Annotated in this window: 16 protein-coding genes and 2 tRNA genes; 14 read left to right on the forward strand and 4 right to left on the reverse strand. The window is 69.0% G+C overall.

Annotation, left to right across the window (positions count from 1 at the left end; translation table 11 throughout):
• Window positions 1-71 (reverse strand) — tRNA-Gly (locus tag QM568_RS07365).
• 95 nt (window positions 72-166) lie between these two features.
• Here QM568_RS07365 and QM568_RS07370 point away from each other — a divergent pair.
• The 10 genes from QM568_RS07370 (at window position 167) to QM568_RS07415 (ending at window position 10036) form a co-directional block, all read left to right on the forward strand.
• Window positions 167-240, forward strand: a tRNA-Pro gene (locus QM568_RS07370).
• Between the two features lie 61 nt (window positions 241-301).
• Window positions 302-1774 (forward strand): trigger factor, encoded by a 1473-nt coding sequence (gene tig, locus QM568_RS07375; protein WP_415137347.1) that lies wholly within the window; start codon window positions 302-304, stop codon window positions 1772-1774.
• Between the two features lie 198 nt (window positions 1775-1972).
• Window positions 1973-2569, forward strand: a complete 597-nt coding sequence (locus tag QM568_RS07380) for an ATP-dependent Clp protease proteolytic subunit (protein WP_415137349.1) — start codon at window positions 1973-1975, stop codon at window positions 2567-2569.
• Window positions 2570-2589: 20 nt separating this feature from the next.
• Complete coding sequence (locus tag QM568_RS07385; protein WP_415137350.1) at window positions 2590-3231, forward strand: ATP-dependent Clp protease proteolytic subunit; 642 nt, start codon at window positions 2590-2592, stop codon at window positions 3229-3231.
• Between the two features lie 134 nt (window positions 3232-3365).
• Window positions 3366-4301 carry a sugar-binding transcriptional regulator gene (locus QM568_RS07390; protein WP_415137352.1) on the forward strand — a complete coding sequence of 312 codons (936 nt, stop codon included), beginning with the start codon at window positions 3366-3368 and terminating at the stop codon, window positions 4299-4301.
• Entirely contained in the window at window positions 4298-5299 is a 1002-nt protein-coding gene (gene deoC / locus QM568_RS07395) for a deoxyribose-phosphate aldolase (RefSeq protein WP_415137354.1), read from the forward strand. The genes QM568_RS07390 and deoC overlap by 4 nt, the downstream gene beginning before the upstream one ends.
• A 7-nt stretch (window positions 5300-5306) precedes the next feature.
• Complete coding sequence (locus tag QM568_RS07400) at window positions 5307-6749, forward strand: aldehyde dehydrogenase family protein (protein ID WP_415137356.1); 1443 nt, start codon at window positions 5307-5309, stop codon at window positions 6747-6749.
• Complete coding sequence (locus QM568_RS07405) at window positions 6746-7597, forward strand: aldehyde dehydrogenase family protein (protein ID WP_415137357.1); 852 nt, start codon at window positions 6746-6748, stop codon at window positions 7595-7597. Before QM568_RS07400 ends, QM568_RS07405 begins: the two co-directional genes overlap by 4 nt.
• A gap of 205 nt (window positions 7598-7802) precedes the next feature.
• Window positions 7803-9071, forward strand: coding sequence for an ATP-dependent Clp protease ATP-binding subunit ClpX (gene clpX, locus QM568_RS07410; protein ID WP_415137358.1), 1269 nt, complete (start codon window positions 7803-7805; stop codon window positions 9069-9071).
• Between the two features lie 11 nt (window positions 9072-9082).
• On the forward strand, window positions 9083-10036 hold the full coding sequence (locus QM568_RS07415; protein ID WP_415137360.1) for a hypothetical protein: 954 nt from the start codon (window positions 9083-9085) through the stop codon (window positions 10034-10036).
• 134 nt (window positions 10037-10170) lie between these two features.
• Here QM568_RS07415 and QM568_RS07420 read toward each other — a convergent pair whose 3' ends face one another.
• From QM568_RS07420 to valS, 3 genes are all read right to left on the reverse strand, one after another.
• The gene (locus tag QM568_RS07420) at window positions 10171-12222 is read right to left on the reverse strand and encodes a M3 family metallopeptidase (RefSeq protein WP_415137362.1); all 2052 of its coding nucleotides are present in this window, start codon (window positions 12220-12222) and stop codon (window positions 10171-10173) included.
• Between the two features lie 100 nt (window positions 12223-12322).
• Complete coding sequence (locus tag QM568_RS07425; protein ID WP_415137364.1) at window positions 12323-12538, reverse strand: hypothetical protein; 216 nt, start codon at window positions 12536-12538, stop codon at window positions 12323-12325.
• Window positions 12538-15132, reverse strand: coding sequence for a valine--tRNA ligase (gene valS, locus QM568_RS07430; protein WP_415137366.1), 2595 nt, complete (start codon window positions 15130-15132; stop codon window positions 12538-12540). Before valS ends, QM568_RS07425 begins: the two co-directional genes overlap by 1 nt.
• Before the next feature lie 164 nt (window positions 15133-15296).
• Here valS and QM568_RS07435 point away from each other — a divergent pair, with 164 nt between their 5' ends.
• The 4 genes from QM568_RS07435 (at window position 15297) to QM568_RS07450 (ending at window position 20295) form a co-directional block, all read left to right on the forward strand.
• Complete coding sequence (locus QM568_RS07435; protein ID WP_415137368.1) at window positions 15297-16913, forward strand: ABC transporter substrate-binding protein; 1617 nt, start codon at window positions 15297-15299, stop codon at window positions 16911-16913.
• 138 nt (window positions 16914-17051) lie between these two features.
• A complete protein-coding gene (locus QM568_RS07440) occupies window positions 17052-17984 on the forward strand; it encodes an ABC transporter permease (protein ID WP_415137370.1) in 933 nt (310 codons plus the stop codon).
• Complete coding sequence (locus QM568_RS07445) at window positions 17981-18775, forward strand: ABC transporter permease (protein ID WP_415137372.1); 795 nt, start codon at window positions 17981-17983, stop codon at window positions 18773-18775. Before QM568_RS07440 ends, QM568_RS07445 begins: the two co-directional genes overlap by 4 nt.
• Complete coding sequence (locus QM568_RS07450; RefSeq protein WP_415137374.1) at window positions 18772-20295, forward strand: ATP-binding cassette domain-containing protein; 1524 nt, start codon at window positions 18772-18774, stop codon at window positions 20293-20295. Before QM568_RS07445 ends, QM568_RS07450 begins: the two co-directional genes overlap by 4 nt.
• The last annotated feature ends 115 nt before the right edge of the window (window positions 20296-20410 follow it).

Consider the following 20410-nt stretch of genomic DNA (forward strand, 5'->3'; position numbering starts at 1 on the left):
AGGGGGTGACGGGAATCGAACCCGCGCAATCAGTTTGGAAGACTGAGACTCTACCATTGAGCTACACCCCCGGAACGGCGGAACCGGACTCACACGACTATAGCGGACGAAGCGACGTGCTCATGTCCGTTAGACTCTGGGAGGCTGAATCTGCGTGCGGATTCCCCGGGGCGTAGCTCAGTTTGGTAGAGCGCCCGCTTTGGGAGCGGGAGGTCGCAGGTTCAAATCCTGTCGCCCCGACACGGCTTCATCGGCCTGACAGCCGCGATTCAGCGCGGAAATCACAAGGAGACACACCAGCATGGCGAACAGCACCGTCGAGAAGCTGACCCCGACTCGGGTCAAGCTCAGCATCACGGTCACCCCGGAAGACCTCAAGCCCAGCATCGCTCACGCGTACGAGCACATCGCTCGGGACGTGCAGATCCCCGGCTTCCGCAAGGGCAAGGTCCCCGCTCCCATCATCGACCAGCGCATCGGCCGCGGTGCCGTCATCGAGCACGCTGTGAACGAGGGCCTCGACCAGTTCTTCCGCGAGGCCGCCGTCGAGCACAAGGTGCGCATCGTCGGGCGCCCATCGGCGGAGATCACCCAGTGGCCGAGTGAGAAGGACTTCTCCGGCGATCTGCTCGTCGACATCGAGGTCGATGTCCGCCCGGAGATCGAGCTTCCCGCGTATGACGGCATCACGCTGACCGTCGACGCCGTCGAGGCCGACGACGAGGCGCTCGACGCCGAGCTCGAGCGCCTGCGCGCCCGCTTCGGCACCCTGGTCCCCGTCGACCGCCCGGCCGCCAAGGGCGACTTCGTCGAGCTCGACCTCGTCGCTACCATCGATGGCGCCGAGATCGACCGTGCCGATGGCGTCTCGTACGAGGTCGGCTCCGGCGAGCTGCTCGAGGGCATCGACGACGCGATCGAGTCGCTCACCGCAGGTGAGGACACCACGTTCCGCTCGACCCTGGTCGGCGGCGACCACGCCGGCTCCGAAGCCGAGGTCTCCGTGACCGTCAAGGCCGTCAAGGAGCGCGAGCTCCCCGAGGCCGATGACGACTTCGCGCAGATCGCCAGCGAGTTCGACACGATCGCCGAGCTCCGCGCGAGCCTGGCAGAGCGCGTCGCTCAGCAGGGCGTCTTCACACAGGGCTCCGCGGCCCGTGACAAGCTCGTCGAGACCCTGCTCGAGCAGGTCGACATCCCCGTGCCACCGCAGCTCATCGAGGACGAGGTGCACAACCACCTCGAGGGCGAGGGCCGCCTGGAGGACGACGAGCACCGCGCCGAGGTGACCGAGGCCAGCGAGAAGCAGTTCCGCACGCAGGTGCTGCTCGACACGATCGCCGAGCAGGCGGATGTGAAGGTGTCGCAGGAGGAGCTCTCTCAGTACCTCATCCAGTCCGCCGCGCAGTACGGCATGGCTCCGCAGGAGTTCGTCGAGGCGCTGCAGTCGTCGAACCAGCTTCCCGCCCTCGTCGGCGAGGTCGCGCGCAACAAGGCCCTTGCGATCGCGCTCGGCAAGGTCAAGGTCGTCGACACCAACGGCAAGGCGGTCGACCTGAGCGACTTCATCGTGGTCGACGACGAGGCGGAGGCCGAGGAAGCACCCGCCGAGGAGAAGAAGCCTGCTAAGAAGGCTCCCGCGAAGAAGGCTCCGGCCAACAAGGCGGCCGCGGAGGCCGACGACGCCGAGAAGCCGGCGGCGAAGAAGCCCGCTGCCAAGAAGGCCCCGGCCAAGAAGGCTCCGGCCGAGAAGGCCGCCGACGCGGCCGAGTGATCGACGGATCCAGATGAGAGGGACGGATGCTGCGGCATCCGTCCCTCTTTCCTGTCAGGAACCGGCTGCGGGGTCGATGTCCGCATCGGCGCATCCCGCGCTGCCTCCGACACCTGATATGCCCACGGCGAACACGACCGGAGCGTCGCGTCGCCGCCGGTAGATTCGAATCACTGAAACACGGAATCAGGAGCTGACATGGCTGCAGAACCACTCCTCGCGACGAGCGTCTTCGACCGTCTGCTGAAGGATCGCATCATCTGGCTGGGGTCGGAGGTGCGCGACGAGAACGCCAATGAGATCTGCGCGAAGATCCTTCTGCTCGCAGCAGAGGACTCGGACAAGGACATCTACCTCTACATCAACTCGCCCGGCGGATCGATCACGGCGGGCATGGCGATCTACGACACCATGCAGTTCGTGCCGAACGACATCGTCACCGTCGGCATCGGCATGGCCGCTTCGATGGGCCAGCTGCTGCTGACAGCGGGAACGAAGGGCAAGCGCTACATCACCCCGAACGCACGTGTGCTGCTGCACCAGCCGCACGGCGGCTTCGGCGGCACATCGAGCGACATCCAGACACAGGCTCAGCTCATCACGTCGATGAAGAACCGCCTCGCCGAGATCACCGCCGCGCAGACCGGCAAGACCGTCGAGCAGATCAACGCCGACGGCGACCGCGACCGCTGGTTCACCGCCGACGAGGCGCTCGAGTACGGCTTCGTCGACCACATCCGCGAATCGGCCACCGACGTCATCGGCGGCGGCGGCACCGACAAGGTCTCCAAGTAGGCGGAAAGAGAAGGAATCACATGTACACCCCCACCTTCCGCTCTGCCGGTACCCTTCCCTCTAGCCGTTACGTGCTCCCGCAGTTCGAGGAGCGCACCGCGTACGGCTTCAAGCGTCAGGACCCGTACAACAAGCTGTTCGAAGACCGCGTGATCTTCCTCGGCGTGCAGGTCGATGACGCCTCGGCCGATGACGTCATGGCGCAGCTGCTGGTCCTGGAGAGCCAGGACTCCGAGCGCGACATCACGATGTACATCAACTCCCCTGGCGGCTCGTTCACCGCGATGACGGCGATCTACGACACCATGCAGTACGTGGCGCCGCAGATCCAGACGGTCGTCCTCGGTCAGGCGGCGTCCGCGGCATCCGTGCTGCTCGCAGCCGGCGCACCGGGCAAGCGTCTCGCGCTGCCGAACGCCCGCGTGCTCATGCACCAGCCGGCGATGGGCGAGGCCGGCCACGGCCAGGCATCCGACATCGAGATCCAGGCGGCCGAGATCCTGCGCATGCGCACCTGGCTCGAGGAGACCATGGCCAAGCACACGGGCAAGACCGCCGAGCAGGTCAACCGCGACATCGACCGCGACAAGATCCTCTCTGCACCGGAGGCGCTGGAGTACGGCATCGTCGATCAGGTCCTCACGTCGCGCAAGCGCGCCTGAGACCTCCCGCTGAAAGGACGTCGCCCTCGGGGCGGCGTCCTTTTGCGCATCCGCCTGCGCCTCGTCTGCTCATATGAGCATTGTGATGCGCGGACGCGGGAATCGCCCTATCCTGGTCGAGGAAGGAGGATGCCGTGGAAGAAGAGCTGGTCATGGTTCGCGTCGCAGAGCTCTACTACGACGAGGACAAGACGCAGGACGAGATCGGCGCCCTCCTCAAGATCTCCCGCTGGAAGGTCGGCCGCCTGCTCACCCAGGCGCGTGAGCGCGGCATCGTGCGCATCGAGATCGTGCACCCGCGTGCCCGCCGGCTCGGACTCGAGCGTCAGCTCGTCGAGCGTCACGGTCTCTCCGCGGCCATCGTCGTGCCGGCGCCGGACGGCGACGAGGGCACGCTCGAGCGCGTCGCGCAGGCGGCGGCCGACTATCTGGGCAGCATGCGCCCAGTGCCGCGCACGCTCGGTGTGAGCTGGGGCCGCACCCTGCGGGCTGTCGCCGAGGCGCTGCCCGACGGCTGGGCGACCGGTGTGACCGTCGTGCAGCTCAACGGGGGAGTGAGCCTGAACCGGCGCTCCGGCGGTGCGGCTGGCCTCGCCGTCACGATCGCACAGCGCGCATCGGGGCACGTCTCCCTGCTGCCGAGCCCCGCCATCCTCGAGCGGGTGGAGACGAAGCAGGCCATCGAATCCGATCGCACCGTCGCCGCCGTGCTCGAGGAGGCCGCGCAGGCGCAGGCCTTCCTGTTTACGGCCGGGCCCTGCGACGCGAGCTCGGCCCATGTCGAGAACGGCTATCTGACGGCATCCGACGTCGAGGAACTCGCGCGCCGCGGCGCGGTCGGCGACGTCCTCGGCCGGTACATCGACGCCGACGGCAACATCGTCGATCCGCAGCTCGACGCCCGCACCGTCGGCGTGCAGCTCGCGCGGCTGCGCGCCGCCGACAGAGCGATTTTCGTGGCCACCGGCGAAGCCAAGCATGACATCGCGCGCACAGTCGTGACCAGCGGCCTGTGCAGCGTGATCGTGACAGACGAGAACACAGCCAGAGCACTGTTGGAGGAACGATGACGACCACAGAACTCAGCCGCCGTCCGGCGGTCGACGTGCTGGGCGGTGAGCCCGATGACGCGACGCTGCGCCGATTCCTGCACGGATTGCCGGGGGTCGACGCCGTCGGCCTCGAGCAGCGCGCCGCGGGCCTGGGGACACGGTCCATCAAGACCACCTCGAAGGCGTGGGCGCTCGACACCATCATCAGGCTCATCGACCTGACGACGCTCGAGGGCGCCGACACCCCCGGCAAAGTGCGCTCGCTGGTCGCGAAGGCGAAGACGCCCGATGCTGCGGATCCGACGACGCCTCTCGTCGCTGCCGTCTGCGTGTACGGCGACATGGTCGCTCATGCCGTCGAGGCGCTCGGCGTACGCCACGGAGACCCCGATGACGGCCAGATCTCCGTCGCCGCCGTCGCCACCGCCTTCCCGAGCGGACGCTCATCCCTGGCCGTCAAGCTCGCCGACACGGCAGAGGCGGTCGCTGCCGGTGCCGACGAGATCGACATGGTGATCGACCGCGGTGCCTTCCTCTCCGGCCGGTACGGGCTGGTCTTCGACCAGATCGCCGCCGTCAAGGAGGCGTGCCGCCGTTCGGACGGGTCGTACGCCTCGCTCAAGGTGATCCTGGAGACCGGAGAGCTGAACACCTACGACAACATCAAGCGGGCGTCGTGGCTGGGTATCCTCGCCGGGGGCGACTTCATCAAGACCTCCACAGGGAAGGTGCAGCCCGCGGCCACGCTGCCGACCACGCTGCTCATGCTGGAGACCGTCCGCGACTGGTATCGCGGCACCGGGGAGAAGATCGGCGTGAAGCCGGCAGGCGGCATCCGCTCGTCGAAGGATGCCGTGAAGTACCTCGTCACGGTCGCCGAGACCGTGGGCGAGGAGTGGCTGCAGCCGCACCTGTTCCGTTTCGGCGCCTCGAGCCTGCTCAACGACGTGCTGCTGCAGCGCCAGAAGCTCACCACCGGCCACTACTCCGGCCCCGACTACGTCACGATCGACTGAGGTAAATATGTCATTCCTGGAATATGCACCAGCGCCGGAGTCGACGGCGATCCTGAATCTTCGGGACAGCTACGGCCTGTTCATCGACGGCGAGTTCGTGGACGGGTCCGGCAAGAGCTTCGTGACCGTCTCACCGTCGGACGAGTCCCCCATCGCTGAGATCGCCGCAGCTTCCGATGACGACGTCGACCGGGCCGTGGCCGCCGCGCGCCGCGCGTACGAGAAGACCTGGTCGAAGATGAGCGGGCGCGACCGCGGCAAGTACCTCTTCCGCATCGCCCGTCTCGTGCAGGAGCGCGCGCGAGAGCTCGCGGTCGCCGAGAGCCTCGACAACGGCAAGCCGATCAAGGAGAGCCGCGACGTCGATGTGCCACTGGTCGCCTCGTGGTTCTTCTACTACGCGGGCTGGGCCGACAAGCTCGACTACGCGGGCCTCGGCGCGAACCCCCGTGCGCTCGGCGTCGCCGGTCAGGTGATCCCGTGGAACTTCCCGCTGCTCATGCTCGCGTGGAAGCTCGCCCCGGCCCTCGCCGCCGGCAACACCGTCGTGCTCAAGCCCGCCGAGACCACGCCGCTGACGGCGCTCATCTTCGCCGAGATCCTGCAGCAGGCCGATCTTCCGGCAGGCGTGGCGAACATCATCACCGGCGCCGGTGCGACGGGCGCCGCACTCGTCCGGCATCCCGACGTCGACAAGGTCGCTTTCACCGGCTCCACCGGCGTCGGGCGCGACATCGCGCGCGCCGTCGCGGGCACCGGCAAGAAGCTCACGCTGGAGCTCGGCGGGAAGGCCGCCAACATCGTGTTCGACGACGCGCCCATCGACCAGGCGATCGAGGGCATCGTCAACGGCATCTTCTTCAACCAGGGGCACGTGTGCTGCGCCGGCAGCCGTCTGCTCGCGCAGGAGTCGATCCACGACGAGGTCGTCGACCGGTTGAAGAGCCGCCTGTCCACGCTGCGCCTCGGCGATCCGCTCGATAAGAACACCGACATCGGCGCCATCAACTCCGCAGCCCAGCTCGCCCGCATCCGCGAGCTCAGCGACATCGGCGAGGCCGAGGGCGCCGAGCGCTGGAGCGCCGAGTGCGCGATCCCCGAGAAGGGGTTCTGGTTCGCCCCGACGATCTTCACGGGCGTCGAGGCCTCGCACCGCATCGCCCGCGACGAGGTGTTCGGGCCTGTGCTGTCGGTGCTCACCTTCCGCACGCCGGCCGAGGCCATCGCCAAGGCGAACAACACACCCTACGGCCTCTCCGCGGGCATCTGGAGCGACAAGGGCTCGCGCATCCTCGCCGTCGCCGACAAGCTGCGCGCCGGTGTCATCTGGGCGAACACGTTCAATCGTTTCGACCCGGCGAGCCCGTTCGGCGGCTACAAGGAATCCGGATATGGCCGCGAGGGCGGCCGGCACGGTCTCACCGCTTACCTCAAGGGAGCAGCATCATGAGCAAGCGACTCACCGTTCCCAAGACGTACAAGCTCGCCATCGGAGGGGCCTTCCCCCGCAGCGAGTCCGGGCGCACCTACGAGGTCCTCTCGGCGCAGGGCGCCTTCCTCGCGAACGCGGCGAAGGCGTCGCGCAAGGACGCCAGGGATGCCGTCGTCGCCGCGCGCGCGGCGGTGAAGGGCTGGTCAGGGGCGACAGCGTACAACCGCGGCCAGGTGCTCTACCGCGTCGCCGAGGTGCTCGAGGGCCGCCGCGCCCAGTTCGTCGAGGAGATCGTCGCCCAGGAGGGCGTCACCGCGGCGGTCGCCGGCGCCCAGGTCGACGACGCGATCGACCTCTGGGTCTGGTACGCGGGCTGGTGCGACAAGTACGTGCAGGTCGCCGGCAATGCGAACCCCGTGTCGGGCCCCTACTTCAACATCTCGGTTCCCGAGCCGACCGGTGTCGTCGCGATCGTCGCGCCGCAGGATTCAGCCCTGCTCGGTCTCGTCTCGGTCGTCGCGCCGGCGCTGGTCGCCGGCAACACCGTCGTCGTGATCGCCGGCGAGCGGCATCCGCTCTCCGCCATCACCCTCGCCGAAGTGCTCGCTACGAGCGACGTACCGGGGGGAGTGGTGAACGTCCTCACCGGGTCGCCGGCCGAGATCGCGCCGTGGCTCGCCTCGCATCAGGATGTCAACGCGCTCGATCTCGCCGGAGCCGGCGACCTCGAGTGGGTCGACCTGCAGATCGCGGCGGCCGAGACCCTCAAGCGGGTGCTCACGCCGGGAGCGGTCGTCGCCTCCCCCGAGCGGATCGCCGCCTTCACCGAGGTGAAGACGGTCTGGCATACGAAGAGCCTGGTCTGATCCTTTTCTCCGCCGACGCCCCACCTGCTCGTCCACGCCCCACCGGGCGGACGTCGCTCAGGTGGGGCGTCGGCGCTCAGGTGGGGCGTCGGCGGATGGGGGCGGCGGCGCGGACTCGACGGACCGAGTCGGCGCCAATGCGTCCCGGTGTCCGACGCACCGGTTAGGCTCGGATGACGATCTCGGCATCCAGAGGAGGACGCGCATGGCCCGTATCGGTGAGAGCGCTGACCTGTTCAAATGCTCTTTCTGCGGAAAGAGCCAGAAGCAGGTACAGCAGCTGATCGCTGGCCCCGGCGTGTACATCTGCGACGAGTGCGTCGAGCTGTGCAACGAGATCATCGAAGAGCGCATGGCCGAGTCCGCAGCGACCGGCACGGCGGAGCTCGAACTGCCCAAGCCGCGGGAGATCTTCTCCTTCCTCGAGGAGTACGTCGTCGGGCAGGAGGCCGCCAAGAAGGCGCTCTGCGTGGCGGTGTACAACCACTACAAGCGGGTGCGCGCCCGTGGCACGCTCCAGCCCGCAGAGCAGAAGGCCGAGGAGATCGAGGTCGCCAAGAGCAACATCCTGTTGCTCGGGCCGACCGGGTGCGGCAAGACCTACCTCGCGCAGACCCTGGCGAAGCGCCTCAACGTGCCGTTCGCCGTCGCCGACGCCACGGCCCTCACCGAGGCCGGCTACGTCGGTGAAGACGTCGAGAACATCCTGCTCAAGCTGCTGCAGGCGGCCGACTACGACACCAAGCGCGCCGAGACGGGCATCATCTACATCGACGAGATCGACAAGATCGCGCGCAAGGCCGAGAACCCCTCGATCACCCGCGACGTCTCCGGTGAGGGTGTGCAGCAGGCGCTGCTGAAGATCCTCGAGGGCACTGTGGCCTCGGTGCCGCCCCAGGGCGGGCGCAAGCATCCCCACCAGGAGTTCCTGCAGATCGACACGACCAACGTCCTGTTCATCGTGGCGGGCGCCTTCGCCGGACTCGAGGACATCGTCTCCGCGCGCGTCGGCAAGCACGGCGTCGGCTTCGGTGCGCCGCTGCACGACAAGGGCAAGGATCTCGACCTGTTCAGCGAGGTGCTCCCCGAAGACCTGCACAAGTTCGGTCTCATCCCCGAGTTCATCGGCCGTCTGCCCGTGGTGGCATCGGTCTCGCCGCTCGACCAGGAGGCACTGATCGACATCCTCACCGGTCCCCGCAACGCCCTGGTCAAGCAGTATCAGCGCATGTTCGAGCTCGACGGCGTCCAACTGGAGTTCGAGGAGGACGCACTGCGCTCCATCGCCGACCTCGCCGTCGAGCGCAAGACAGGGGCCCGCGGGCTCCGTGCGATCCTCGAAGACGTGCTCGGGCCGATCATGTTCGAGATCCCCTCGGTCGACGACGTGGCCAAGGTCGTCGTGACCCGTGCGTCCGTCGATGATGGCGCACCGCCCACCGTGGTCATGGTGCGCAAACGCAAGAGCGCGTGAGGGTTCGTCGGATGCAGGGCGAACGCGGTGCCATCGCCGCGTTCTTCCGCCGCATCGATCGCGGCGACTTCGTGGCGCTGCCCCCGGATCCGCAGCGGTACGACCAGGGTGAAGGGCACGCGGAGGCGCGAGCGGTCGCGAAGCGCCGTCGCATCGGGCATCCGCACTGGGTCTTCTGGCACCGCCAGACCGACTGGGTGTTCGACGGCGACGGCGATCTCACGGCCGGGCTGCTCATCCATTGGGGCGGTGATCATGCCCGCGTGCGTGCGACCCTGAGCGGCATCCCCGCGCCGTTCCGGATCGTCGATCACGGACCGGGCGGTGCCTTCGAGATCGTCAGCGATGCCCTCGCGGCGCGCAACGAGAAGCCCTTCCCCGACCCGTCCGATACCGCCGCGGTGAAGGATCGGATCCGCCGACTCACGGCGCCGCTCGAGAAGAGGAGACCAGAGGGCTGGAGCTCCGCCGAGCGCGACTGGCTGGCAGCGGTGCTGGCGCACGGTGACCTCGCCGCACAGGCGTACGCGGTGCGCTGGGCCGTGCAGATCCCGGATCTCGACGACGAGGCGTTCGAAGCGCTGATGTCCGATTGGAAGCGCATCTACTCCCACGCCCCCAGGGATGTGCTCGTGTGGACCTTCCTCGACGCGCTGGCGGCGCGGGAGGACCCGCGTCTGGACGAAGTTCTCGACGAATGCGAACGACGCAAGTCCTCGGTCTTCCGAGGCGGGGCGGCATACTTCCTCCTGCATCGCGCTCTGCCTGAGGACCTCGAGCGTCTGCACCGGCTCGCTCAGCTCACGCCCGTGATCTCCGCGGCCGTGCAGGGGTGGGTGAAGGTGCGCGCCGCCGTCGACGGACGCGATGCTCGTGATGTCGCAGCCCAGGCCCTCTCGGACGGCCTGTTCTCCGAAGCAGCGGCGCAGACGCTCGCGCGGATCGCCGAGCGCGGCATCCGATGACGGCGACGTCGCCTGAGCCGGAGAGCTGAGCCGCTGATCCTCATCAGGCCGGCGCGCGCTCGACGAGCCCTCGCCAGTCGGCGCCCAGCCCCTCGTAGGGGCCGAACGGATGCTCGGGGGATGCACTCATGCCGTCATCGTTCCAGTCCGCGCCGCTGCAGCAGAGGGCCGATCTCGGCGTCGCGTTCGCGGAAGTCGCGATACGCCTCCAGCGGGTCCTTCGATCCGCCAACGCCCAGCAGCCGCGCGCGGAAGCGGTCGCCGTTCTCCCGGGTGAGGCCGCCGTTCTCCCGGAACCACTCGACGGTGTCGGCGTCGAGGACCTCGCTCCAGATGTACGAGTAGTAGCCGGCGCTGTAGCCGCCGGAGAACACGTGCGCGAAGTAAGCGGATGAGTACCGCGTCGGGACGACCGGATCGCTCAGGCCGATGTCGGCGAGGGCTGCGGCCTCGAACGCGGCGACGTCGTAGACCGATGTGTCGGCGGGGATGCGATGCCAGGCCTGGTCGAGCCACGCCGCCGCCAGGTACTCGCCGGTGGCGTGGCCCTGGTCGAACGTCTCGGTCGCCCGTAACCGCTCGACGATGCTCGGATCCAGCGGCTCGCCCGTCTCGTGATGGCGGGCGTAGTTGTCGAGCACCTCGCTCCACAGGATCCACATCTCGTTCACCTGGCTGGGAAACTCGACGAAGTCGCGGAACACGTTGGTGCCGGCGAAGTGCGGATAGGTGACGGTCGCGAACAGGCCGTGCAGTGCATGCCCGAACTCGTGGAAGAGCGTGGTGACCTCGTCGAGGGTCAGCAGCGTCGGCTCGCCGTCGCCTGGTCGCGGGACGTTGAGGTTGTTCACCACGACGGGTTTCGTTCCTCGTAGCCGGGACTGGCTCACGATCGGGTTCATCCAGGCGCCTCCGCGCTTCGTGTCGCGTGTGTAGAGGTCGAGGATGAAGAGGCCGAGAGCGGTGCCGTCCTCCTCGAAAACCTCGAACACGCGGGCCCCGGGGTGGTAGGCGGGAAGATCCGGCCGCTCCTCGAACGTGATGCCGTACAGCCGGGTCGCGGCGAAGAAGACGCCGTCCTGCAGCACTCGTTCGGCCTCGAACCAGGGGCGCAGCGCCGCGGTATCGATGTCGAACTGCGCCTGGCGGACCTTCTCGGTGTAGAACGTCCAGTCGTGCGCCTCGATCGTGAACGGCTCCGGCGCGGTCTCGTCGACGATGGCCTGCAGCGCCTCGCGCTCGGCGCGGATGTTGCGGGCCGCGGGGGCGGCGAGTGCGCGCAGCATCCGCTCCACCGCCTCTGGACTGCCCGCTGTCTCGTCGGCGGTGACGTACGCGGCGTGCGAGTCGTAGCCGAGCAGAGCCGCGCGCTCGGCGCGCAGGCGGACGATCTCGCGCAGCACCGGCCGGTTGTCGTTCGCATCGTCGCGGGAGCCGCGGGCGAGGGATGCGGCCATGATGCGGCGTCGCGACTCCCGGTCGCGGAGCTGGGCGAGGTACGGGTGCCCGGTGAACAGCGGCAGGGTGACGAGATAGCGTCCGTCGAGGTCGCGATCGGCGGCCGCGCGCGCCGCAGCGGAGAGCTCCCCGCTGCTCAACCCGTCCAGCGCCGCCGCGTCGTCGAACACGACGGCCAGCTCGTTCGTGTCGTTCAGCAGGTTGCGCTCGAAGGTCGTGCTCAGCGTCGACAGCCGCTGGTTGAGCGCGGTGAGCTGCGCCTTCGCCTCGTCGTCGAGCGCCGCTCCGGCGTGCGTCATCTCGCGGAACCGGCGTTCGACGAGATAGCGCTGCTCGGCCGTGAGATCGAGGTCGTCCAGGCGCTCGTGCGCGGCGCGGACCCGCGCGTACAGCGCGCCGTCCAGGGTGATCGCGTCGTCGTGTGCGGCCAGCAGCGGCGAGAGCTGCTCGTCGACGGCCTGGATCGCGTCGGTCGCATCGGAGGAGCTCACGGTGTAGAAGGCGCAGGCGACGCGGTCGAGCAGCTCGCCCGCGCGCTCGAGCGCCTCGATCGTGTTCTCGAAGGTGGGCGCCGATGGGTCGCCGGTGATGCGAGCGATCTCGCCGAGATGCGCCTCGAACGCCGCCTCGAACGCGGGAAGGTAGTGCTCGGCCCTGATCTCGCGGTAATCGGGGAGGCCGTAGGGGAGCGAGGGCGGGGAGAGCAGCGGGTTGGCGTCGGCGGTCATTCCTCGAGCCTAGCCATCACACGCCGCATGGCCTCGACCACGACGCGCGCGCAGCGCCGCCGCACTGACGGTGGCGCGCTCGCCCGAGCGAGGAGCGCTCTCAGTCCTCGAACGCTCTCGCGATGACCTCGCCCGCAGCGGTCTGCAGGACCTCCCAGCCGGCGTCGAGCTCCGCGATCGCGCGGCCCTCGAGCCAGGTGAGCGTCCAATGCCCGGTGAGGCCTTTCGCCTCGACCTCGGCGATCGCCGGGCGCAGGGCCGCGGGAACGGATGCCGGTGGCTCCGACCCCGCGGCCCAGCGCGTGCCGAGCTGCATCAGAGGTCCTCGACCGGGGCCAGTTCGATCGCGGTCACCGCGAACTCCTCGGCCTCGGTGAACTCGAGCTCGGCGATGCGCCCGACCGCGCGGAGGTCGTCGGCGGCAGCGCGCAGCGCCTCGAGCTTCGCAGCGGGTGCGGCGATCACGGCCCGCGACACCGGCGTCTTCTGCGAGGCCTTGGCCTCGGTCTTCGCACGGCGGATGCCGATCAGGGCCTCGCTCGCGGCCGACAGTACGGCGGCGTCGCCCTCGATGCCGCGAGCGGTCGGCCACGCGGCGGTGTGGATCGAGCCCTCCTCGAACCACGACCACGCCTCCTCCGTCGCGAACGACAGGATCGGCGCGAGCAGGCGCAGCAGCGACGACAGAGCCAGGCGCAGCGCGAGGGCGGCGGAGGCCTGCCCCACGTCGTTCCGGTTGTAGGCGCGCTCCTTGACGAGCTCGAGGTAGTCGTCGCAGAACGTCCAGAAGAAGGCCTCGGTGACCTCGAGCGCCTTCGCCTGGTCGTAGTTCTCGAAGGCCTTCGTGGCCTCGACGATCACCGCGTCGAGGGCGGTGAGCATCGACGCGTCCAGGGCGCGCGTGACCTGCGCACCCTCGGGCACGGGGAAGGACAGCACGAACTTCGCCGCGTTCAGCACCTTGATCGCCAGGCGACGACCGATCTTCACCTGCGTGGGGTTCTGCGGGTCGAAGGCGGCGTCCATGCCGAGGCGGCTCGATGCGGACCAGTAGCGCACGGCATCCGATCCGTGCGTGTCGAGGATGTCGGCGGGCGTGACCACATTGCCCTTCGACTTCGACATCTTCTTGCGGTCGGGGTCGACGATGAACCCGCTGATGGCGGCATTGCGCCACGGCGTGCGGGCATCCTCGAGCGTCGAGCGCAGCATGGTCGAGAACAGCCAGGTGCGGATGATGTCCTGGCCCTGCGGGCGCAGGTCGAAGGGCGCGGTGAGCTGCCACAGCTCCTCGTCGCGCTGCCAGCCGCCGGCGAGCTGCGGGGTCAGAGACGACGTCGCCCAGGTGTCGAGGATGTCGGCCTCGGCGTCGAACCCGCCTGCTTTGCCGCGCTGATCCTCCGTGTACCCGGCCGGGACGTCGGTCGTCGGGTCGATCGGCAGGCTCGCGTAGTCAGGGGTGAGCACGCGGTCGTAGTCGCGCTCGCCGTTCTCGTCGAGCGCGTACCAGAGCGGGATCGGCACACCGAAGAAGCGCTGACGCGACACCAGCCAGTCGCCCGTGAGGCCGCCCACCCAGTTCTCGTAGCGCACGCGCATGAAATCGGGGTGCCAGGTGAGCTCCGAGCCATTGGCGAGGAGCTGGTCGCGCAGCTCGGCGTCACGGGCGCCGTTGCGGATGTACCACTGCCGGGTCGAGACGATCTCGAGCGGGCGGTCGCCCTTCTCGAAGAACTTCACGGCGTGGTTGAAGGGCTTCCCGACGGCGGTCATGTCGCCGGTCTCCGTCAGCTTCTCGGCGATCTCCTTGCGGGCCGAGAACACGGTCTTGCCGGCGAGATGCTCCTCGTACCAGCCGCGGGCTTCGGCGGACGCCACCAGGGCTGGCGCCTCGGGGAGGAAGCGTCCGTCGAGGCCGATGGTCGTCATGTTCGGCAGATCCCGGCCATCGGCCGTGCGCAGCTCGCGCCACCAGACGATGTCAGTCACGTCGCCAAAGGTGCACACCATCGCGGCGCCCGTTCCTTTGTCGGCCAGGGCGAGGTGGTGGCCGTGGATCTCGATCTCGGCGCCGAAGAAGGGGGTCTTCACCTTCGTGCCGATGAGGTGCTTGTGCGGGCCATCGGGGTGCGTCACGATCGCGATGCACGCGGGGAGCAGCTCGGGCCGGGTGGTCTCGATCGTGATCGCGCCGGTGCCGTCCGCGAACGGGAAGTCGATGGTGTGGTACGAGGCCTGCTGGTCGCGGTCCTCGAGCTCGGCCTGGGCGATGGCCGAGCGGAAGTCGATGTCCCACAGCGTCGGGGCGAGCGCCTGGTACGCCTCGCCGCGCTCGATGTTGCGCAGGAACGCGAGCTGGCTCTGCCGGATCGTGTCATCCGAGATCGTGCGGTACGTCTGCGTCCAGTCGACGCTGAGGCCGAGCTGACGGAACAGGGCCTCGAACTGCTTCTCGTCCTCGACCGTCAGCTTCTCGCAGAGCTCGATGAAGTTGCGCCGGCTGATCGGCTTCTGGTCGGCCGCGCGGGACGACTTGTTGTCGCCGCCCTCGAAGGGCGGGGTGAAGTCGGGGTCGTAGGGGAGCGAGGGGTCGCAGCGCACGCCGTAGTAGTTCTGCACGCGGCGCTCGGTGGGCAGACCGTTGTCGTCCCACCCCATCGGGTAGAACACGTTCTTGCCGCGCATCCGCTCGAACCGGGCCTTGATGTCGGTGTGGGTGTACGAGAACACGTGACCGATGTGGAGCGAGCCGGATGCCGTGGGCGGCGGGGTGTCGATCGAATAGACGCCCTCACGACCCGTCTCGGCGGCGCGGGAGCGGTCGAACAGGTATGTGCCGTGCGCGGCCCACGCGTCGTCCCACTTCGCTTCGAGACCTTCGAGTGCTGGTTTGTCGGGGATGGCGGACATGGAAGGTCTCCTTGAGCGATGTATGCGGCACTGTGTGAGCGTGCCTGAGCGTGGATGTGCACTCAGTGTACCGACCGGGTAACGACATCGACGTACATCGACCGAGTCCAAGAACCGGACCGTAGAATCGGAGCATCCCGATCCGATCTTCCCGAGGAATCGCCATGCCTGCACGCCCCGCGCGTCGCCTTCTTCCCTTCGCCGCCGTCGCCGCGGCATCCGCCCTCCTCCTCAGCGCCTGCGCGACGACGGTGAACGACCCCGCCGGCGACGGGGGCGAACTCGTCTGGTCGATCGAGGGTGCGAACCTCTCGGCCGGGCACATGGACCCGCAGATCAGCCAGCTCGACGTGTCGGGCATGGTGCAACGTGCCGTCCTCGACTCCCTGGTGTTCCAGGAGGCCGACGGATCGTTCTCGCCGTGGCTCGCCACGGACTGGGACGTGTCGCCGGACAGCACCGAGTACACCTTCGAGCTCCGCGACGACGTCACCTTCACCGACGGGGAGAAGTTCGACGCCGCCGCCGTCAAGGCGAACTTCGACCGCATCGTCGACCCCGAGACGGAGTCGGCCCAGGCGGCCAGCATGCTCGGCGCGGACTTCTACAAGGGCACAGAGGTCACAGGCGACTACACCGTGAAGGTGACCTTCACCCAGCCGTACGCCCCGTTCCTGCAGGCCGCGAGCACGCCGCAGCTCGGCTTCTACTCGCCGAAGGTGCTGGAGGAGTCCGGCGACGAGCTCAAGGCGGGCGGCCCTGGCATCACCGTCGGCACCGGCCCGTTCGTGCTCACCGAGTACACGCCCGATCAGGAGATCGTGTACACCCGCAACGACGACTACGCCTGGGGCCCGCACGACGCGAAGGCGCCCGCGTTCGAGACCCTGCGCGTGGAGATCCAGCCCGAAGCATCGGTGCGCACCGGTGTGATCTCCAGCGGCGAGGCCGACCTCGCCAGCAACATCCCGCCGAACCTGGCGAGCGACCTCGGCGACGGTATCACGGTCGATTCCGTCGAGTACCCCGGCCTGCCCTACTCGCTCTACCTCAACGAGAAGTACGGCGTCTTCGCCGACGAGAAGGTGCGCCAGGCGTTCGCCAGGGGCATCGACATCGACGCCGCGGTCGAGGAGATCTTCTTCGGTCAGTTCCCGCGGGCATGGAGCGTGCTCGGATCGACGACGCCGGGCTACGACGCCTCGCTCGAAGGCACCTGGCCGTACGACGCCGCCGAGGCGGAGCGCCTCCTCGACGAGGCAGGCTGGACCACGCGCGATGTCGACGGCATCCGCATGAAGGACGGCCAGCGCCTCTCGGTGCGCTGGATCGCGTGGACGCCCGTTCCCGACGACCGCGCGGCCCTCGGCAACGCCATCCAGTCGGACCTCAAGAAGATCGGCATCGAGGTCGTGCGCGAGGTGCTCGAACCCGGCGCGTACAACGAGCAGTACGGGCCGAAGACCTTCGACCTCACGGACTGGGGCTTCTCGGGCGTCGACCCCGACTTCCTGCGCAACCACCTGCACACCGACGGATTCCAGAACGCCTCCCAGGTCGCAGACCCCGCCCTGGACGCACTGCTCGAAGAGGCGGTCGGCACGAGCGATCAGGAAACACGCAATGCGCTCTACGCCGAGGTGCAGCAGTGGAACGCGCAGCACGTCGCGATCGTGCCGCTGTACAGCCCCTCGGCGATCACAGCGGTGGGCGAGCGCGTCGACGGCCTCGCCTACGACCTCTACGGACGTCCGCTCTTCTACGATGTGCGCGTCGACTGACAGCGCCCTCCGGTTCCTGAGCGAGCGGAGCGCCTTCCGGTCCCTGAGCGAGCGGAGCGAGACGAAGGGCGCCCTTCGTCTCGTCGCTTCGCTCCTCGCTCAGGGACCGGGGAAGGGCGCTCAGGAACCAGGATGCGGGTGAAGGGGGCTCTGCTCAGGATCGCGGGGTTCGCCGCATCCGCCGTCGCCGTGCTCTGGGGCGCGGCGACGCTCGCCTTCCTCGCGTTCCGGGTGATCCCCGGCGACCCTGTGTCGGTCATGCTCGGCCCGCAGGCGCAGGTGAGCGAAGAAGTGAAGGACGGCATCCGTCGTCAGCTCGGCCTCGATCGCCCGCCGCTGGAGCAGTACCTGACCTTCATCGGCGATCTCGCCAGGGGAGACCTCGGCGAGTCGTACCAGCTGCGGATGCCGGTGGTCGAGGTGATCGGGCGCCAGCTGGGCGCCACGGTGCAGCTGTCGCTGCTGGCGCTCGCGCTCGCCGCGGTGCTCGCCCTCGCCGTGACCCTCTTCGTACGAGGACGCATCGGCCGCGGAATCGCCGTGGCCGTGGAGCTCGTCGTGCTGTCGTCGCCGGTGTTCTGGATCGGCCTCGTGATGCTGACCGTGTTCGCGTTCGGTCTCGGCTGGTTCCCGGTGTCGGGCGCCCGCAACCCCGCCACCCTCGTGCTGCCAGCTGTCGCCCTCGCCCTGCCGGTCGCAGCGCTCCTCTCGCAGGTGCTGCGCGACGGCCTCGAACAGGCAGAGCGGATGCCGTTCGCCGAGACCGTCCGTGCCCGCGGGGCGGGTCCGGTGCGGTTCACGCTGCGGCATGGTCTGCGTCACAGCGCCGCCGGCGCCGTCACCCTCGCCGCCTACCTGACCGGTTCGGTGCTCGGGGGCGCGGTGCTGGTGGAGACCGTGTTCGCCCGGCCGGGACTCGGCCGAGTGACGCTCGCGGCGATCGGCAACCGCGACCTCCCGGTGATCACCGGGATCATCCTGCTCAGCGCCGTCGTCTTCGTCGTCGTGAACATCGCCGTCGAGCTGCTGCATCCGCTCATCGACCCACGGGTGCGCCGGGCGCGGCGATGAGGCGCTGGCTGCTGGGGGCCGCGATCATCGTGCTCGCCGTCATCGCGTTCGCCGCGCTCTTCCCTGGCATTATCGCGACGCACGATCCGCTGGCGACCGATGTGCGCGCTGCGCTGCTGCCGCCGAGCGCTGAGCACCTCTTCGGCACAGATCAGAGCGGACGCGACGTCTTCGCGCGGGTCGTCCACGGCGCTGGCCGGTCGGTGGGGATCGGCCTGCTCGCGACGGCGATCGCCCTGGTCGTCGGGCTCGCGATCGGGGCTCTCGCCGGCGTCGCCCCCCGTTTCGTTGACGCCATCATGATGCGCGTCAACGATGTGATGATGGCGTTCCCTGAGTTCCTCGTCGCTCTCGTGGTGGTTGCGGTGCTTGGTCCTGGGCCTGTAAACATCGCCATTGCCGTCACGCTCGCGGCGATCCCTGTCTATGTGCGCCTCGCGCGCGTGCAAACGAGGGTGCTGCGTACTGCGGAGCATGTTGAAGCTGCCCGGATCCTCGGGGTCGGGGCATTCACCGCGTTCGTGCGGCACGTCATGCCCGGCGTGCTCGGCGCGCTGAGCGTGCTCGCAACGATTGGCATTGGCTCCAGCATCCTCGCCGCCGCTGGCCTCAGCTTCCTCGGGCTCGGACCATCTGAGCCCACGCCAGAATGGGGTCTCATGCTCGCCGGAGGGCGCAACGTCCTCGGGCAGGCGTGGTGGATCGCCGTCTTCCCCGGCGCTGCGATCACCCTCACCGTGGTCGCAGCCTCTGTGGTGGGGCGTGTGCTGCGCGCAGGGAGGGCGTCATGAGCGAGGTGCTGCGCGTCGAGGGGCTCCGGATCGGATTCGGCGGCGGCGCCGTCGTGCGCGATGTCGCGTTCACGGTGGCCGCCGGCGAGTGCGTCGCCATCGTCGGCGAGTCGGGTGCGGGCAAGTCGCTGACCGCCCGTGCGCTGCTGGGACTCCTGCCACCCAGGGCGCGGATGACGGCGACACGGCTCGAGGTCGACGGCACGGATGCCAGGGGCCTCGGCGAGCGCGGATGGCGGGCGCTGCGCGGCGCCCGTGTCGGCCTCGTTTCGCAGGACGCGCTCGTCTCGCTCGATCCGCTGCGGCGCATCGGCGCCGAGATCGCCGAGCCGCTGGAGCTGCACGGGCTCGACGCATCGGCGGGGCGCGTGCAGGAACTGCTGCGGAGCGTGTGGATGCCGGAACCCGAGCGGCGTGCCCGGCAGCGCGCCTTCGAGCTGTCTGGCGGGCAGCGCCAGCGCGCCCTGATCGCCTCGGCGCTCGCCGCAGAGCCGGCCGTGCTCATCGCCGACGAGCCCACAACCGCCCTGGACGCCACCGTGCAGGCGCGGATCCTCGGTCTGCTCGGGGAGATCGCGGATGCCGGCACGGCACTGCTGCTCATCAGCCACGACTTCGCGGCGGTGCGCCGGATCGCCGACCGGATCCTCGTGATGCGCGACGGCGAGATCGTCGAGCAGGGGCGGGTCGGGGAGGTGCTCGACGACCCGCAGCACGAGTACACCCGACAGCTCATCGCGGCGACGCGCCATGAGCCGAGAGCCGTCGCGGCGGAGCCGTTGACCCCGGTGCTCGTCGCGACGGGGCTGTCGAAGGCGTTCGGTGCGGCGCAGGCCGTGATCGATGCGGGTTTCACGGTGGCCGATGGGCGCACTCTCGGCATCGTCGGCGAGTCGGGCTCTGGCAAGACGACGCTCGCGCGGATGATCGTGGGCGTCGAACGGCCAGGTGCAGGGAGCCTCCACTGGAACGGAGAGCACCGAGTGCAGCTGGTGCACCAGAACCCGCTCGGCGCGTTCGACCCGCGCTGGAGCATCGGCCGTTCCCTGCGCGAGGCGCTCGCCGCGGGCGGCGTCGCGCGGGCCGATCGGCCCGGCCGGGTGGCGCAGCTATTGGCCGAGGTCGGTCTCGATGTGCGACTCGCCGGCCGGCGGCCTGCGGCGCTGTCAGGGGGTCAGCGGCAGCGCGCGGCGATCGCCAGGGCCCTGGCCGCCGAGCCCGATGTCCTCGTTCTCGACGAGCCGGTGTCGGCCCTGGATCCCACGGTGCGCGAGCGGGTGCTGGAGCTGCTGCGGCGTCTGCGGCGGGAGCGGCGGCTCACCATGGTGTTCGTCTCGCACGACCTCGACGTCGTCGGCGCCGTCGCCGACGAGGTGCTGGTGATGCAGGACGGGCGGATCGTCGAGCAGGGGGCGACCGCCGAGGTGTTCGCAGCTCCTCAGCATCCGTTCACGGTCGAGCTGCTCGCGGCCGGCAGTTCCGCATCCGCATCCCGCAGGGGTTCTGCTCGAATGCAGTGAGTTCCGGGCGGATTCCCCGTGCAGGAGGCCGGTTTCACTGCAGGATGCCGGTGGCGACTCTTCCTGCACAATCATGAAACCCCCGGATCTCCACGGAATCCTGTGGACAGGACTC

The organism is Microbacterium sp. (assembly GCF_047607465.1).
Lineage (GTDB): Bacteria > Actinomycetota > Actinomycetes > Actinomycetales > Microbacteriaceae > Microbacterium.

Bases quoted from the DNA above. Each gene is read 5' to 3' on its own strand.
- tig (WP_415137347.1), top strand. From the start codon at position 302: ATGGCGAACAGCACCGTCGAGAAGCTGACCCCGACTCGGGTCAAGCTC.
- QM568_RS07380 (WP_415137349.1), top strand. From the start codon at position 1,973: ATGGCTGCAGAACCACTCCTCGCGACGAGCGTCTTCGACCGTCTGCTG.
- QM568_RS07385 (WP_415137350.1), top strand. From the start codon at position 2,590: ATGTACACCCCCACCTTCCGCTCTGCCGGTACCCTTCCCTCTAGCCGT.
- deoC (WP_415137354.1), top strand. From the start codon at position 4,298: ATGACGACCACAGAACTCAGCCGCCGTCCGGCGGTCGACGTGCTGGGC.
- QM568_RS07400 (WP_415137356.1), top strand. From the start codon at position 5,307: ATGTCATTCCTGGAATATGCACCAGCGCCGGAGTCGACGGCGATCCTG.
- QM568_RS07405 (WP_415137357.1), top strand. From the start codon at position 6,746: ATGAGCAAGCGACTCACCGTTCCCAAGACGTACAAGCTCGCCATCGGA.
- clpX (WP_415137358.1), top strand. From the start codon at position 7,803: ATGGCCCGTATCGGTGAGAGCGCTGACCTGTTCAAATGCTCTTTCTGC.
- QM568_RS07415 (WP_415137360.1), top strand. From the start codon at position 9,083: ATGCAGGGCGAACGCGGTGCCATCGCCGCGTTCTTCCGCCGCATCGAT.
- QM568_RS07420 (WP_415137362.1), bottom strand. From the start codon at position 12,222: ATGACCGCCGACGCCAACCCGCTGCTCTCCCCGCCCTCGCTCCCCTAC.
- QM568_RS07425 (WP_415137364.1), bottom strand. From the start codon at position 12,538: ATGCAGCTCGGCACGCGCTGGGCCGCGGGGTCGGAGCCACCGGCATCC.
- valS (WP_415137366.1), bottom strand. From the start codon at position 15,132: ATGTCCGCCATCCCCGACAAACCAGCACTCGAAGGTCTCGAAGCGAAG.
- QM568_RS07435 (WP_415137368.1), top strand. From the start codon at position 15,297: ATGCCTGCACGCCCCGCGCGTCGCCTTCTTCCCTTCGCCGCCGTCGCC.
- QM568_RS07445 (WP_415137372.1), top strand. From the start codon at position 17,981: ATGAGGCGCTGGCTGCTGGGGGCCGCGATCATCGTGCTCGCCGTCATC.
- QM568_RS07450 (WP_415137374.1), top strand. From the start codon at position 18,772: ATGAGCGAGGTGCTGCGCGTCGAGGGGCTCCGGATCGGATTCGGCGGC.